We start from the raw sequence: 14477 nt of genomic DNA on the forward strand, positions 1-14477 counted from the left end.
AAAGCCGTGCCGCATCGCAGGTGCGATGCTGCGGCGGAGGGAAGATCGAGGCATCCGCCATCCATAAAGATAGTATATACTATCTAAAATTTGGAGAGGCAGGGTAATGACGAGCGATCCCGATCTATTGGCTCATCTGGCGGGCTTGGGCAGCGCAGTCGATCGATTGGCCGATACCTGGCACCCTGACGATCCGACGTATCGCGCCGATGTCTATCGGCAGACGATGACCAGCCTGTCATATGCCTATTTCGCCTATTTCCACGCAACGCCGGAACATCCCGACTGGGCGCCGCTGTGGAACCCGGTCTACACTTTGCAGCCCAATCCGGACGACATCTATATCCAGTCGCCGATCCGGGGCGACCTGATCTATCGGGTATCAGGCAATCGCGGTACCTGTCGCATCCTGAGCTTCACCACGCAGAAGGCATTGTCGGGAACCGTGGATGAGATGCCGCGCCCCAATGGCCATAATGAGGTCGACGACATCGATCTTGGACTGGAACCGGGCGAATATTTCGAGGTCATCTTCAGCGCCGAACGGCCGGCGGGCTATGCCGGCAAATGGGCGCCGATCGATCCGCAGGCAGGCGGCATGATGGTGCGCTATCGCAGTTATGATTGGCTGAACGAGATTGATCCGCAACTGACCATCGAATGCCTCGATCCGGTCCCTCCCAAGCCGCGCCTGTCGCCCGACCAGATCATTCACCGGATCGAGGAGATGGCGAAATTTCCGGGACGCAAGACCGGGCTTTATTATCCGATGCAAAATGGCGTGAAGGACCGGGTGGGCTTCAACATCTTCGAGCCGGTGCGGATGCCCGGGGCGCTGGCCAAGCAGGTCTATTGGCCGGCCTGTTTCCAGTTCGATGCCGACGAGGCGCTGATCATAGAGACCGATGTGCCGGCGCATGCACCCTATTGGAACATCCAGCTGAACGATCCTTATTTCAATGCCTTGGAATATGTCTATCGCCAGTCGAGCAGCAACGGCCATTATGCGCGGCTAAGCCGGGACGGGAAATATCGCGCCGTCATCGCGCTGGAGGATCCGGGTACCCCCAACTGGCTCGATCCAGCGGGCTATCTTGAAGGGGGCATATACGGGCGCTGGTATGATTGCGACAGCGCGCCGGTGCCGACGATCCGGCGGGTGAAGCTTGCTGAACTGCGCGCGCATCTGCCTGCCGATACCGCCGTCATAACGGCCGAGCAGCGCGCCGAGGAGTTGCGGCTGCGCGTGCGCGCCTGCCAACGCCGCCGCCGCTGGTAAATCGACAGACAAGATGGGAGAGGGGCCATGGAGCCGGGATATCAGCCGCCGTCGCAGTTCCGTACGGCCATTGATGAGCTGCACGAAATCATCATCGCCGAAACGGGCCATGATGATTTCGGACCGGATGATTATCTGCCAGGGCTCAAGGCCCTGCTCCAGTCGATGGATTATGATCCGCATTTTACCGCGCAGGGGCGCCGCACGGCCTGGGGCCATGTGATCGGGGTGTTGCGCAGCCGGGCAATTGCCATCGCCGGCATGCAGGCCAATCCCGATTTCATCGACGGCGCGATCATCAGTCCGGTCGTCATTACCGGCGTACCGCGAACCGGCACCACGGCGCTCCACCGGCTGATGGCGCTCGATCCGCGCTTCCAGGGGTTGCAGAGCTGGCTGCTGGAGTCACCCCGGCCACGTCCGCCTGTGACGCAATGGGCCGATTTTCCGGACTTTCAGCGTTCGGTCGCGATGCTGGAGCGTCGCTATATCGATGCGCCGGGCAAACGGGCGGCCCATCATGTCGCTGCGGCGGAAGTGCATGAATGCTGCATGCTGCTGCGCCAATCCTTCGTATCGAACCTCTGGAGCTGCGGCTGGTCTGCGGCGAGCTATGATGCCTGGTGGAGTGGTCAGAGCGAGGCGGCGGCCTATCGCCATTATCGGCGCTGCGTCCAGTTGATCGGCAGCAATGATCCTGACAAGCGTTGGCTGCTCAAGAACCCAGGGCATATCGAAAATCTCGATCTGCTATTCGCGATTTTCCCCGATGCCCGCGTGATCCAGACGCATCGTGACCCCGCCAAGGCCCTGCCTTCGCTGGTGTCGCTGCTGATGGCGGGGCACGGTGCGATGGAACAGGGGCGAGCCGACCAGCGTGCAGCGATCATGCTGGCGCGCGAGGTATCGAAATGGGCGAGTGCCACGCGCAAGGCGGCGGCGGTGGCGCAACGCTATCCCGGGCAGATACTCGATATCGTCCATGCCGATTTCCACGCGCGGCCGATGGCGGTGCTGGAACAGATATACAGTTTCATTGGGATGGACATTCCAATCGAAACCCAAGCCGATTTCAGCCGACGGATCGAGGACAAGCCCGAATTGCAGCATGGAACCCATCGTTATGCGATCGCCGACTATGGCATGACCGAGGCGGAAGCGCGTGCGCCCTTCGGTGATTATGTCGCGCGCTTCGACCTGGTGGAGGAACGGCGATGAAGGCTGCGCTCTATCCCGGTGGCGGTCAGCCGATCATCATAGCCGATCTGACCGATCCCCGCCCCGGCCCGCATGATCTGCTGATCCGCGTCCATCGGTGCGGCATTTGCGGCACAGATCTGTCGATGACGCGGGGCGGGGCTTGGGACTATGGCAAGGGGGTTCAGTTCGGCCATGAATATGCCGGGGAGGTGGTGGAAGCCGGACGCGAGGTAACCGGATTTAGGCCCGGGGACCGGGTCGCGGTGATGCCATCCGTACCCTGCAGCCGCTGCGAACCCTGCCAGGCCCATGGCAATCCGGTGCTGTGCACGGCCAAGCCCGGCAGTGCGATGGCAGGTTTTGCGGAATATGCCTGTATTCCCGCCAGCGTCGCCGTCCGACTGCCCGCGACGCTGTCACTCGCCGACGGTGCCTTGATCGAACCGCTGGCGATCAGCCTTTATGGCGCACGTCTGGGCCGCATCGGGGCGGGCGACCGCGTGCTCGTGCTGGGTGGTGGCACAGTGGCGCTCTATGCGATCTATTGGGCGCGCAGGTTGGGGGCAGGGCGGATCGTGGCGCTCTCCCGCTCGGCCCGCAGGCGCGATCTGGCGCTGGCCATGGGCGCGGATGAATTTGTCACCGCAGGCGAAGATGAGGTGGGTCTGGTGCAAGAGGTGCTGGGCGGCGCGCCACAGGTCGTTGTCGAAGCCGTGGGCGCCGAAGGGGTGCTTGGCAATGCCATTCGGCATGCCGGCCCCTTTTGCCGGATCGTTTCGCTTGGCTTCTGTACCGCGCCTGACCCCGTGATCCCGGCAATCGCCTCCTACAAATGCGTCTCGCTGCAATTTGCGGTCGGGTACAGGATGGCCGAATTTCTCTACATCGCGGATCAGATGGACAAGGGGCATGTCGATCCGGGAGCAATTGTCAGCCGGACTATCGGCCTCAGCGATCTGCCTGCCATGCTGGCCACGCTGCGGCAGCCGAATGCGGAAACGAAGGTTCATGTCATGTGTGGCGGCTAATCGCGTTGCCCGGTGCGCGATGCTTCTCTAAAAACCAGGGAAGGTCACCAATACATGACGGAAAATGGTGGACGCACTTGGGCTCGAACCAAGGACCCGCTGATTAAGAGTCAGCTGCTCTACCAACTGAGCTATGCGTCCACACCGGCCTATGACGGATCCCGATGGGATCATTCCTGCATCAGGCCCGATGCAGGATTTGGTGGACGCACTTGGGCTCGAACCAAGGACCCGCTGATTAAGAGTCAGCTGCTCTACCAACTGAGCTATGCGTCCATGCCTGTGTCGGTCAACCTGCTGGTTGATCGCTGCGGCGTGGGCGGGCTGTTAGCAGTCACTTGCGATTCTGCAAACACTAAATCGCGATGATCCGGAAATTTTTCGTGCCGGACAGCTATTACGCCCAGTTTCCGGGGCGCGCGATGCGCCGGCTGGAACGATCGATCGACATGATGATGCCAACGCACAGCATCACGGTGAGCATCGAAGATCCGCCATAGGACATGAAGGGCAGTGGGATGCCCACCACCGGCGCCAGCCCCATCACCATCATCAGGTTGATCGCGACATAGAAGAAGATCGTCGTGGTAAGCCCGGCCGAGACCATGCGGGCAAATTTGTCCGGCGTACGCATCGACACGCGAATGCCCCAGCGAAACAGCAGCATGAAGGCGCCGATCAGGAAGACACCTCCGGCCAGGCCCCATTCCTCCGCCATGGTTGCGAAGACGAAGTCGGTATGGCCTTCGGGCAGATATTGCAGGTGACTCTGGGTGCCCTGCATGAAGCCCTTGCCCCATACGCCGCCCGAACCGATCGCGATCTTCGACTGGCTGATATGGTAGCCCGCGCCAAGGGGGTCGCTTTCCGGGTCCATGAAGATCAGCACGCGCTTCTTTTGATAGTCGTGCAGAAAGCTGAAGGCGATCGGGATGACCGCAGCGACGGCGAGGCCCGAACCGACGAACAGGCGCAGGGGGAGCCCCGCCAGGAACATGACGGTAATGCCACCCGCCAGGATCATCGTTGCGGTACCCAGGTCGGGTTGTACCAGCACCAGCGCCCAAGGCACGCCGATCAGCACCAGCGCGGGCCAGATCGCATTCCAGCGGCGGATTTCACCCACCGGCAGCAGGGCATAGAAGCGCGCGACTGCCAGCACGATGATCGGCTTCATGAATTCGGACGGCTGCAACTGCATGAAGCCCAGGTTGATCCATCGCTGGCTGCCACCGGCCACGCCACCGATCAGCTCGACCAGAACCAGCGAGACCAGGATGATCCCATAAGCGGGGAAGGCAAAGCGGGCGATCAATTCAAGGGGAATACGGCTGAGTACCAGTGCCATCACCGAGAAGACAGCGAAGCGGACGCCCTGGTTGATGGCCCAGGGCGTGATGCTGCCGCCGGCCGCACTATAGAGGACCAGGGTGCCGAACAGGGCGATCGCGGTCAGGAGGCCCAGGACACGCCAGGGAAACTGGGTGACCTGCTGGGGAATGATGCTCATTGATCTTCCCCTGTGCCCGGAGGCGCCGGCAGGTCGTCATCGTCCGATACTGCGTTGACGGCGGCCGGGGCGGCTGGCGCGGTTGGCGTTGCGGCATTGGCCGCCTCGGTCGCGTTCGCCGCTGCCGTAACCGGCACTTCGCCCTTCTCGATCGCCTTGGCGAGTCGGAAGGCGCCCATCTGCCGTGCCTGGCGCTCGGCTGGGGTGCCGCCCCAGCCCTTTTCCAGCGTGACCAGCTTCTCCATCGCCGCCTTGGGATCGAACAGGTAGGACATGGTATCGCTGGCGATCATCGGCGCGTCTTCCAGCCGATTGACGTGGCCGCCATGCTCAATGATGCAGGCGATCGCATAGCGCGGATTGTCGAACGGGGCGAAACCCTGGAACAAGGCATGGTCACGCAGTTTGAAGGGCAGGCCGGCATTGCCGCGCACGCCACCGGCGCGTTCGGCCATGGTGATGCGGCGGACCTGCGCGGTACCGGTCTTGCCGGCGATCAGCACATTGGGGATGTTCATACGCGCCGCACCGCCGGTACCGCCGCCATTGACCACCGCACTCATCGCGTCGCGGATCGTGACCAGATGCTCCTCGGGCACGCCGACCAGGGCAGGATCGGGGCGTGCGACGCCGTGCAGGAAATTGGGCATCAACTGTCGCCCAGTCGCCAGCCGCGCTGCCATCACCGCCATCTGCAGCGGATTAATCAGCATATAGCCCTGGCCGATGGTCGCATTGACAGTGTCGTAAACCTGCCATTTCTGGTTATATTTCTTAAGCTTCCATGCCGGGTCTGGAACGGTGCCATAACTCTGGCTGGGGAAGGGCAGGTCAAATTTCTGTCCCATGCCGACGCGCCGCGCCATGCTGGCGATCCGGTCCATGCCGATCCGCTGGGCCATCTGGTAGAAATAGATGTCGCAACTCTGGGCGATCGCGCCACGCATGTTGAGCGGGCCATGGCCGCGCTTCTTGTGGCAGTGGAACAGGGTGTTGCCGACGCGGATCGCCCCGCCGCAACTGACCGTCTCGGATGGCGATACGCCTGCTTCCAGCAGCGCCAGCGCGACCATCGGCTTTACCGTCGATCCGGGCGGGTAGAGGCCCTGCAGCACCTTGTTGCGCAGCGGGACATGGTCGTCCTTCGACAGCATTTCCCATTCGAGATGGCTGATGCCGTCGGAAAAGCTGTTAGGATCAAAACTGGGCATCGATGCCATCGCCAGCACATCGCCATTGTGGCAGTCGATTACCACCACGGCGCCGCTTTGGGTGGCAAGGCGGCGGCCGGCATATTCCTGCAGGCCTGCGTCGATGGTCAGCTTGATCGGATTGCCCGGGGTGTCGGGGCGGGTGGTGAGTTCGCGCACGATCTTGCCGCGCGCCGTTACCTCGACCCGCTTGGCACCCGGCTTGCCCGTCAGATGGGCATCATAGGCGCGTTCCAGCCCATCCTTGCCGACCTTGAAGCCGGGGGTGATCAGGAGGGGATCCTTGCGCTTTTTATAGTCCTCGGCGGTCGCCGCGCCGACATAACCCAACAGATGGCCGACGGCAGCGCCTGCGGGATAGTGGCGGGAAAAGCCCTGGCTGGGCGCGACGCCCGGCAGGTCGGTCAACCGCACGCTGACGGCGGCAAATTGGTCATAGGTCAGCTTGTCAGCGACCTGGACCGGGCGGAACCCTGCCGATTTTTCGAGTTCCTCCCGGATCCGGTCGACCTCGTCCGACTGGAGGGAGAGCAATTGCGCCAGATGTCGGATCGTCCCATCGGCATCGGTCACCCGTTGCGGGATCAGGTCAACGCGAAAATCGGTGCGGTTATTGGCCAGAGGCCGGCCGTTGCGATCGATGATCCAGCCGCGCCGCGGCGGGATCAGCGTCAGGTTGACGCGATTGCTCTCGGAGAGAAGCTGATATTTCTCATTCTCGGCGACGCTGATCCAGGCCATGCGTCCGACCAGAAGCGCACCGACCGCGCCCTGTAGCCCCCCCACCACCATCGCCCGGCGTGTGAAGGTGAAGGATTGGGCGGCTTCGGTGATGATCTTGCGCTTGGGTGTCGGAAACTTCATGCCATGACGCGCCAGCGGTCGATCCGGGCACATTGCCGGACGATGAAGGGAAAGAGCAATATCGTCCAGAGCATTTGCGGTGCGACCAACAGCAGTTTTACGGGACCTCCGCCGGTGATCCGCGCGAAGAACAGGCCGCCGACGATGCAGAAGATAATCGCCATGGTCGCGATTAGCCAGTCCTGCCTGTAGCTGCGCCAGATCAATCGATGCTCGATCGCATCGATCCCCATCAGCATCACGGTCCACAGGAACATGGCGGAACCGATTGGCTGGCCGCTCATCATGTCGTCGAACAGGCCGAGGGGCAGGCCGATCCACGCGCGCCACAATTCCGGGCGCAGCAGGCGCCAGGACAGCAGGATGAGAAGGCCGAAGGGCGGCATCACCGGCGACTGGGCGATCACCGGCAAGAGGGTCAATGCCGATCCGAACATGACCGCCATGACCGGCGTTCCTGCCAGGCGCCAGCGTGACGGATGGCGGCCGAGACGCGGGACGTGCTGGAGATGCGGGTCAATCATGGAACAGCGTTGTTGCCGGTTAGCGGCATGTCGCCTGCGGCATCGGGATTGCTGCCCGGAACGGAGCGGGTCACGACCTGCTCGAACGCCCGCTCGACCACCACGGCATCGACCTTCGACGGATTGGCGAGCGGCACGCCATAGGCGATTTCGCCCTGGACGCGCACGATCACCGCGACCGGGATATTGGGTTGATAGATGCCCCCGATGCCCGACGTTACCAGCAGGTCGCCCGGCTTGAAGGGGTTGCGCCCGGCCGCAAGCGCACGGATTTCCAACGATCCATCGCCGGCACCGGTCGATATGGCGGGAATATTGTCGTTTGCCCGGCGGACCGGCACGATGTTGCTGCTGTCGGTCAACAACAGGACATCGGCGGTGTTGGGCGTGGTCGTCTGGACGCGCCCGACCAGCCCTTCGGCGGCGCGCACGGGCATGCCCGGTCGCACACCCTGCCAGCGGCCGGCATTGAGCCGGGCGAAGCGGCGCGCGCTGCTGGCAGACGAACTGATGAGGCGGGCCGACAGGAGGGCGCTGCTGTCCTCGTCGACCAGCTTCAACAACTTCTTGAGGCGCGCATTTTCCTGGGCGATGCCCTTGGCCTCGATAATGCGATTCCGGTCGGCCTCGACCTGACGGCGCAGGCCGACATTTTGCGAGCCGGCGCGCCAATAGGCGGCCAGAACCTCGTCGACCGAGCTGATCCCACTCACCATCCGCTTCATGCCGGTGGAAAGCGGGCGGGTGATTTCCGCCGTACCGGTCCGTATCGCGGCAAAGCCGGTGGGGTCGAAAATGGCGACCACCACCAGCAACAGCCCGATCGCGGCCCCGGTTATCGCCACTACATAGCTGGCGAACAGCCCATATTGCGCCTTCCGGTTATGACCGGGGCGACGGCTGGTTGGCCGCGCCATCGTCTATGTCCCCCGGCTCAGGCAGTCTGCAACACGCCCCGGAAGATCGGATCCTCCATCGCGCGGCCGGTGCCGATCGCGACGCAGGTCAGCGGATCTTCCGCGATGGTGACCGGCAGGCCGGTCTCGTCGCGCAGTTCGTCATCCAGCCCCTTGAGCAGTGCGCCGCCGCCGGTCAGGACGATGCCCTGGTCGACGATGTCGGCGGCCAGTTCGGGCGCGGTGTTTTCAAGCGCAATGCGCACGCCTTCCACGATCGTGCTGATCGGTTCGGCCAGGGCGTCGGCGATCTGGCCCTGGTTGATCGAGATTTCCTTGGGCACGCCGTTGACGAGGTCGCGACCCTTGATGTGGATCGTCTCGCCGACGCCGTCTTCGGGCGGCTGCGCGACGCCGAACTGCTTCTTGATGCGCTCGGCGGTGGCTTCGCCGATCAGCAGATTATGGTGGCGACGCACGAAGGAGACGATCGCTTCGTCCATCTTGTCGCCGCCGACCCGGACCGATGTGGTGTAGGCCAGGCCGCGCAGCGAGAGCACCGCGACTTCGGTGGTGCCGCCGCCGATGTCGACGACCATCGAACCGATCGGCTCGGTCACCGGCATGTCGGCGCCGATCGCGGCGGCCATCGGCTCCTCGATCAGGAACACCTGGCTGGCGCCGGCATTGCTGGCGGCGTCACGGATGGCGCGGCGCTCGACGCTGGTCGAACCCGAAGGTACGCAGATCACGATTTCGGGGAAGCGCCAGGGACGCGACTTGCCGCCATGCACCTTGGTGATGAAATGCTTGATCATCTGTTCGGCGACGTCGATGTCGGCGATCACGCCATCGCGCAGCGGGCGGATCGCCTCGATCGAATCCGGGGTCTTGCCCATCATCAGCTTGGCGTCGTCACCGACGGCCTTGACCCGCTTGACGCCGTTCAGCGTCTCGACCGCGACCACCGACGGTTCATTGAGGACGATGCCGCGGCCACGCACATAGACCACGGTATTGGCGGTGCCCAGGTCGATGGCCATATCCTGGGACGAGAGCTTGAAGAGGCGCGAGAAGATCGACATGCGTTATCCTGTTTCGCCCGATGCGCCGGCCTATGTTCCGGGACATCGGAAGTCCGTGCCCACGCTCCGTCCCGCCAAAATTATGTGACGCAATTATTTTGGGGTCGCGGCTCGCGGAAAGCGCTCGCTTGGGCTAGTCACTAATCAATGTCAATACGCCGTCTACCCGAACATCTGGTCAATCGCATTGCCGCAGGCGAAGTGGTCGAAAGACCCGCCAGCGCGCTCAAGGAAATCGTTGAAAACGCGCTCGATGCGGGCGCGACTCGGATTGCTGTGCGGCTGTCGGCCGGGGGGCTCGACCGGATCGAGGTCAGCGACGATGGCTGCGGCATGGATTCGCAGGACATGGCCCTGGCGCTGGAACGCCATGCCACCTCCAAGATGCCCGACGACGCGATCGAGAATGTCGCGACCCTGGGCTTTCGGGGCGAGGCGCTGCCGTCCATCGCCTCGGTCGCGCGCCTGTCGATCGACAGCCGGCCGCGCGGCGCCGATGGCTGGAACCGCACCGTCGACAATGGTGTGCTGGTGGCCGAGGGGCCGGCCGCGCTCCCGCCCGGCACCCGCGTCATCGTCGACCAGCTCTTTGCCAAGGTGCCGGCGCGGCGCAAATTCCTGCGCTCGGCCAAGGCCGAATATGCCGCCTGCCTCGACGTCATGCGCCGCCTCGCCATGGCGCATCCCTCGGTCGCCTTCTCGGTCGAGCATGACGGCCGCCGCGTGCTGGGCGTACAGGCGGGCGAGGCGCGGGAGGAGCGGGTCGCCGCCCTCACCGACCGGCAACTGGCCGACAATCATGTGATCGTCAGCCTGGAGCGGGACGGCGTGCAGCTTTCCGGCGTCGCTTCGCTGCCGACCTACAATCGGGGCGTGGGCGATCATCAATATCTGTTCGTCAACGGTCGCCCGGTACGCGACCGGCTGCTGATCGGCGCGCTGCGCGGGGCCTATGCCGACATGCTGGCGCGGGACCGTCATCCGGTCGTCGCCCTGTTCCTCGACGTCCCGCCGCTGGAGGTGGACGTCAATGTCCACCCGGCCAAGACCGAGGTGCGCTTCCGCGATCCGGCGCTGATTCGCGGCATGATCGTCTCGGGCCTGCGTCGCGCTCTGGACGCGGAGGGGTTCCGCGCGGTCCAGCATGCCGATCCGGCCGCGCTCAACGCCTGGAAGCCCGAACCGCTGTCGCCGACGCCGATCGGCGCCATGCCGATCTTCGAGGCGGCGGCCACGCCCTATGCGCCGCCCAGCTACAGCCAGTTCGCGCCGTCCTCGCCCGCCGGCTATCAGGGGGTAGGGGATCGGCGGCCGAATTTCCTGACTCCGCCGCCGCAAGCGCGGGCCGAACCTGCCGCCGCGCCTGCGCCCGAGGGCACCAGCTTCCCGCTTGGCGTTGCGCGGGGCCAGGTCGCCCGCACCTATATCGTCGCCGAGGCCGAAGATGGGTTGGTGATCGTCGACCAGCATGCCGCGCATGAGCGGCTGACCCTGGAACGGATGCGCCGCGCGATGGAGGGGCAGGGTGTGGCGTCGCAGGCGCTGCTGCTGCCCGAGGTGGTGGAACTGGACGAGCCGGCCTGCGATCGGCTGGAGGCGCGGGTCGCCGAACTCAAGGAATTCGGCCTGGAACTGGAGCGCTTCGGTCCGTCGGCCATGCTGGTGCGCGCGACCCCGGCGATGCTGGGGCAGGGCGATGTGCAGGGGTTGGTCTCCGACCTTGCCGATGATCTCGCCGCCTATGACAGCGCCCTGTCGCTCAAGGAGCGGCTGGATCTGGTCGCCGCGACCATGGCCTGCCACGGCTCGGTCCGCGCCGGCCGCATCCTCAGCGTGGCGGAAATGAACGCCCTGCTGCGCGAAATGGAAATCACCCCGCGCTCGGGTCAGTGCAACCATGGCCGGCCGACCTGGGTGAAGCTTGGCCATGGCGATATCGAGAAACTGTTCGGGCGGAAATAGCCTTACCGCTCTACCGCCATCCGTACGGCGAGGCCGCCCAGCACGGTGCCCATCAACCAGCGCTGGATCGTCAGCCAGCGCGGCCGGGTGCCGAGGAAGCCGGCGATCGATCCGGCGAGGCAGGCGATGATCGCGTTGACCGACAGGCTGATGACGATCTGGGTCGCGCCCAGGATCAGCGATTGGCCCAGCACATGGCCGCGCGCCGGATCGACGAACTGGGGCAGCAGCGAGAGGTAGATCATCGCCACCTTGGGGTTGAGCAGATTGGTCAGCAGCCCCATGGCGAACAGCTTGCGCGGTCCGTCGAGTGGCAATTGCTTCACCTGGAAGGGCGATCGCCCGCCCGGCCGCACCGCGTTCCAGGCCAGCCACAGCAGATAGAGCGCGCCGCCTAACCGCAGCGCATCATAGGCGAAGGGCACCGCCATCAGCAAAGCAGTAATGCCAAAGGCGGCGGCCAGCATGTAGAAGAGGAAGCCGCAGGCGACGCCGAGCAGCGAGACCATGCCGGCGGCGCGCCCCTGGCTGATCGAGCGCGAGATGAGGTAGATCATGTTCGGCCCCGGCGTCAGCACCATGCCGAGCGAGATGAGGGCGAAGGCGGCAAGATGCGCGGTGCTGGGCATGGCTGGGTTCCCCGGATGAGCGTTCGGCTTCGTCTAGGGAGGGGCGATCCGCGCCGACAGGTCCGGGCGGAAGGAACTGGCATTTTCATCCGTTCGGTTTGAGCATCGTCGAGAAGCAGCGCGGAAAGCGCTCGCGTTTCTCGACAGGCTCGAAACGAACGGATGTGGTGGGCTTATGCCGGGCGGGTGCGCCACATGGCGATCGGGCACATGGTTAGCACCGGTTCGTCCTTCTGGTTGTAGAGCGTCACCTTGTTGCGGACGATGCCCATTTCCGGGCGGCTCTGCGAAATCTTCTTGTCGATCACCTCATTGGTGCCGCGCAGCGTGTCGCCGGGGCGGACCGGGCGCAGCCAGCGCAGTTCATCGACACCCATCGCGCCCAGGCTGGCGGCCTGGCGTCCGGGTTGCTTCTGCATTTCGGCGACGAACATCTTCATGAACAGGGCTGTGGTGTGCCAGCCGCTGGCCGAGAGGGTGCGGAAATGGGTGGTGGCCGCTGCCTCGTCCGACAGGTGGAAGGGCTGGGGATCAAACTCCGCAGCAAAGGCGATCGTTTCCTCGCGCGTCAGGGTCAGCGGCCCGAACGCGACGCTGTCGCCTATCTCGATATCCTCGAAATAGAGAATGTCGTCCATCTATCCGTCTCCCATTGCAACGGAGATGATGTATGGCGACTTTCCGTTTACGTCAACTGTCAGGTGATGCTCAGGCCCGGTGCGCCGCGTGGCACGGTCAGGGTCGCACGGGTGCTGATCTGCCCGCCAGGCGCCGACACCTGATCCATCACCATAGCCTGCGTCGTCCACGCGTCCGGCGTCACCTCGCAGGTCAGATAGCCGCGCTGGTCGTTGATGAATTTGAGCTGAGGGTTGTTTTTCAGGATGATGTCGCTGCCCGGTCGCTGGTCCGATCCGTCGCCGCCCGAGGAGATGGAGGTCGACACAAACTCGACCGCCACCGGCTTGGTGCCGTCATCCAGCAGGCCGGCGAAATTCTGATGCTCGTCGCCGGTCAGGACCACGACATTGTCCAGCCCCTTCATCCGCCCGAGCAGCCGCTGGCGCTGCACCGTATAGCCGGCCCAGGTGTCCATATTATAGACGGGATCGGTCGCGCTGGCGCTGTTGCGGCGATCAAGTGCCATCATCATCACCTGCTGCGCCAGGCAGTTCCATTTTGCGTCGCGGCGGGAGAGGTTGCGGGTTAGCCAGCCTTCCCCCTCGGCGGAAATGACCTGTGCCTGGGTGGCGGCCATTTCGGCGCAGGCCGGCTTGAAATTGTCGCCACAGGGCTGGTCGGTGCGGAAGGTGCGGGTGTCGAGGAAGTCTATCGCCAACAGGTCGCCGAAATGCGCCTGGCGATACATGGTGCCGATCATCTCGCCACGCGGCGCCATCGCCGCGCGCACCGGCATATATTCATACCAGGCCTGCATGCCGGCGGCGCGGCGCATGCGGAAGGCATCGGCCGGCGCGCCCCTGGCATCGATGTCGCCGACCCAGTTGTTGGCGACCTCATGATCGTCGAAGGTCGGGAACCATGTGTGGTGGCAACGCGCCGCCTGCAGGTCATAATCGCTCAGATATTGGGCGTAGCGCAGCCGATAGTCGGCCAGGTCATAGCAATCCTGGCCGATATGGTCGCGCACCTGCGCTCCGGGCAGGCCGTCCTTGTCATAGTCCGGGCCGCGCTGGCTATATTCATAGATGAAGTCGCCATAATGATAGACGAAGGCGAGATCGTCCTCGCGCGCCAGATGGCGGAAGGCGGTGAACAGGCCGTCCTGATAATTTTGGCAACCCGCGACGCCAAATTTCAGCAGCTTGGGACTCGCCGACGCCAGCGGCAGGGTGCGGGCGCGGCCGCGCGTCGACTGGTCGTTGCCCAGGGCAAAGCGATACCAATAGGGTCGATTGGGCTGAAGGCCGGTCACCTCGACATGGACGCTGTGGCCCAGTTCCGGCCGGGCGATCGCCTCACCACCGGCGACGATGGTCTTGAAGCGATCATCGGTGGCCACTTCCCATTTCACCGGGATCGGCGTCATCGGCATGCCGCCATGCGGCTCGAACGGGCGCGGCGCCAGCTTGGTCCAGATGACGAAGCCGTCGGGCGCCGGATCGCCCGATGTCACGCCCAACGCAAAGGGGTATCCGGCGAACCAGCTCTGGGCACGAAGGATGGCGGGGGCGCCGGCGATCGGGGCGATGGCGGCGGCGGAGAGGAGCGAGCGGCGCGTGAACATGACGCGCCGCCTAGAACCGCATTATGACAAGCGCATGTCGC

The 14477-nt window shown here is 64.1% G+C and carries 12 protein-coding genes and 2 tRNA genes; 4 read left to right on the forward strand and 10 right to left on the reverse strand.

All coding sequences use genetic code 11. From position 1 onward, the window contains the following. The first annotated feature begins 106 nt into the window (after nucleotides 1-106). The 3 genes from PMI04_RS10870 to PMI04_RS10880 are packed head-to-tail and all read left to right on the forward strand — an operon-like array spanning nucleotide 107 to nucleotide 3507. Entirely contained in the window at nucleotides 107-1279 is a 1173-nt protein-coding gene (locus PMI04_RS10870) for a hypothetical protein (protein WP_007712392.1), read from the forward strand. 27 nt (nucleotides 1280-1306) lie between these two features. After that, on the forward strand, nucleotides 1307-2497 hold the full coding sequence (locus PMI04_RS10875; protein WP_007712394.1) for a sulfotransferase: 1191 nt from the start codon (nucleotides 1307-1309) through the stop codon (nucleotides 2495-2497). Continuing rightward, complete coding sequence (locus PMI04_RS10880) at nucleotides 2494-3507, forward strand: alcohol dehydrogenase catalytic domain-containing protein (protein WP_007712396.1); 1014 nt, start codon at nucleotides 2494-2496, stop codon at nucleotides 3505-3507. Before PMI04_RS10875 ends, PMI04_RS10880 begins: the two co-directional genes overlap by 4 nt. Before the next feature lie 65 nt (nucleotides 3508-3572). Here the strand turns inward: PMI04_RS10880 and PMI04_RS10885 are convergent. The 7 genes from PMI04_RS10885 to PMI04_RS10915 all read right to left on the reverse strand — a co-directional run bounded on the left by PMI04_RS10885 (nucleotide 3573) and on the right by PMI04_RS10915 (nucleotide 9597). After that, a tRNA-Lys gene (locus tag PMI04_RS10885) sits at nucleotides 3573-3648 on the reverse strand. A 59-nt stretch (nucleotides 3649-3707) separates the two neighbouring features. Next, nucleotides 3708-3783, reverse strand: a tRNA-Lys gene (locus tag PMI04_RS10890). A gap of 121 nt (nucleotides 3784-3904) precedes the next feature. Further along, nucleotides 3905-5017: a rod shape-determining protein RodA gene (gene rodA, locus PMI04_RS10895; protein ID WP_007704529.1), complete on the reverse strand. Its 1113-nt coding sequence runs from the start codon at nucleotides 5015-5017 to the stop codon at nucleotides 3905-3907. Continuing rightward, the gene (gene mrdA, locus PMI04_RS10900; RefSeq protein WP_007704531.1) at nucleotides 5014-7092 is read right to left on the reverse strand and encodes a penicillin-binding protein 2; all 2079 of its coding nucleotides are present in this window, start codon (nucleotides 7090-7092) and stop codon (nucleotides 5014-5016) included. Before mrdA ends, rodA begins: the two co-directional genes overlap by 4 nt. Beyond that, nucleotides 7089-7616 (reverse strand): rod shape-determining protein MreD, encoded by a 528-nt coding sequence (mreD, locus tag PMI04_RS10905; RefSeq protein ID WP_037485155.1) that lies wholly within the window; start codon nucleotides 7614-7616, stop codon nucleotides 7089-7091. Before mreD ends, mrdA begins: the two co-directional genes overlap by 4 nt. Further along, a complete protein-coding gene (gene mreC / locus PMI04_RS10910) occupies nucleotides 7613-8533 on the reverse strand; it encodes a rod shape-determining protein MreC (protein ID WP_007704538.1) in 921 nt (306 codons plus the stop codon). The genes mreD and mreC overlap by 4 nt, the downstream gene beginning before the upstream one ends. A gap of 17 nt (nucleotides 8534-8550) precedes the next feature. Further along, nucleotides 8551-9597 carry a rod shape-determining protein gene (locus tag PMI04_RS10915; RefSeq protein WP_007685698.1) on the reverse strand — a complete coding sequence of 349 codons (1047 nt, stop codon included), beginning with the start codon at nucleotides 9595-9597 and terminating at the stop codon, nucleotides 8551-8553. Between the two features lie 147 nt (nucleotides 9598-9744). On the opposite strand from PMI04_RS10915, the gene mutL reads away from it, so the two are divergent. Next, nucleotides 9745-11559 (forward strand): DNA mismatch repair endonuclease MutL, encoded by a 1815-nt coding sequence (gene mutL / locus PMI04_RS10920; protein WP_007704542.1) that lies wholly within the window; start codon nucleotides 9745-9747, stop codon nucleotides 11557-11559. A gap of 2 nt (nucleotides 11560-11561) precedes the next feature. Here mutL and PMI04_RS10925 read toward each other — a convergent pair whose 3' ends face one another. From PMI04_RS10925 to PMI04_RS10935, 3 genes are all read right to left on the reverse strand, one after another. After that, on the reverse strand, nucleotides 11562-12188 hold the full coding sequence (locus tag PMI04_RS10925) for a LysE family translocator (RefSeq protein WP_007704545.1): 627 nt from the start codon (nucleotides 12186-12188) through the stop codon (nucleotides 11562-11564). A 173-nt stretch (nucleotides 12189-12361) separates the two neighbouring features. Then, nucleotides 12362-12826, reverse strand: coding sequence for a MaoC family dehydratase (locus tag PMI04_RS10930; protein ID WP_007704548.1), 465 nt, complete (start codon nucleotides 12824-12826; stop codon nucleotides 12362-12364). A gap of 59 nt (nucleotides 12827-12885) precedes the next feature. Further along, on the reverse strand, nucleotides 12886-14436 hold the full coding sequence (locus tag PMI04_RS10935) for an alkaline phosphatase D family protein (RefSeq protein ID WP_007704558.1): 1551 nt from the start codon (nucleotides 14434-14436) through the stop codon (nucleotides 12886-12888). Nucleotides 14437-14477 lie beyond the last annotated feature (41 nt).

Origin of the sequence: Sphingobium sp. AP49 (assembly GCF_000281715.2) — a bacterium.
In the GTDB taxonomy this organism is placed as follows: domain Bacteria; phylum Pseudomonadota; class Alphaproteobacteria; order Sphingomonadales; family Sphingomonadaceae; genus Sphingobium.

Excerpts from the sequence above, each read along its gene's own strand:
- PMI04_RS10930 (WP_007704548.1), bottom strand. The coding sequence starts at position 12,826 with ATGGACGACATTCTCTATTTCGAGGATATCGAGATAGGCGACAGCGTC.
- PMI04_RS10925 (WP_007704545.1), bottom strand. The coding sequence starts at position 12,188 with ATGCCCAGCACCGCGCATCTTGCCGCCTTCGCCCTCATCTCGCTCGGC.
- PMI04_RS10915 (WP_007685698.1), bottom strand. The coding sequence starts at position 9,597 with ATGTCGATCTTCTCGCGCCTCTTCAAGCTCTCGTCCCAGGATATGGCC.
- PMI04_RS10935 (WP_007704558.1), bottom strand. The coding sequence starts at position 14,436 with ATGTTCACGCGCCGCTCGCTCCTCTCCGCCGCCGCCATCGCCCCGATC.
- rodA (WP_007704529.1), bottom strand. The coding sequence starts at position 5,017 with ATGAGCATCATTCCCCAGCAGGTCACCCAGTTTCCCTGGCGTGTCCTG.
- PMI04_RS10875 (WP_007712394.1), top strand. The coding sequence starts at position 1,307 with ATGGAGCCGGGATATCAGCCGCCGTCGCAGTTCCGTACGGCCATTGAT.
- PMI04_RS10870 (WP_007712392.1), top strand. The coding sequence starts at position 107 with ATGACGAGCGATCCCGATCTATTGGCTCATCTGGCGGGCTTGGGCAGC.
- mreD (WP_037485155.1), bottom strand. The coding sequence starts at position 7,616 with ATGATTGACCCGCATCTCCAGCACGTCCCGCGTCTCGGCCGCCATCCG.
- PMI04_RS10880 (WP_007712396.1), top strand. The coding sequence starts at position 2,494 with ATGAAGGCTGCGCTCTATCCCGGTGGCGGTCAGCCGATCATCATAGCC.
- mutL (WP_007704542.1), top strand. The coding sequence starts at position 9,745 with ATGTCAATACGCCGTCTACCCGAACATCTGGTCAATCGCATTGCCGCA.
- mrdA (WP_007704531.1), bottom strand. The coding sequence starts at position 7,092 with ATGAAGTTTCCGACACCCAAGCGCAAGATCATCACCGAAGCCGCCCAA.
- mreC (WP_007704538.1), bottom strand. The coding sequence starts at position 8,533 with ATGGCGCGGCCAACCAGCCGTCGCCCCGGTCATAACCGGAAGGCGCAA.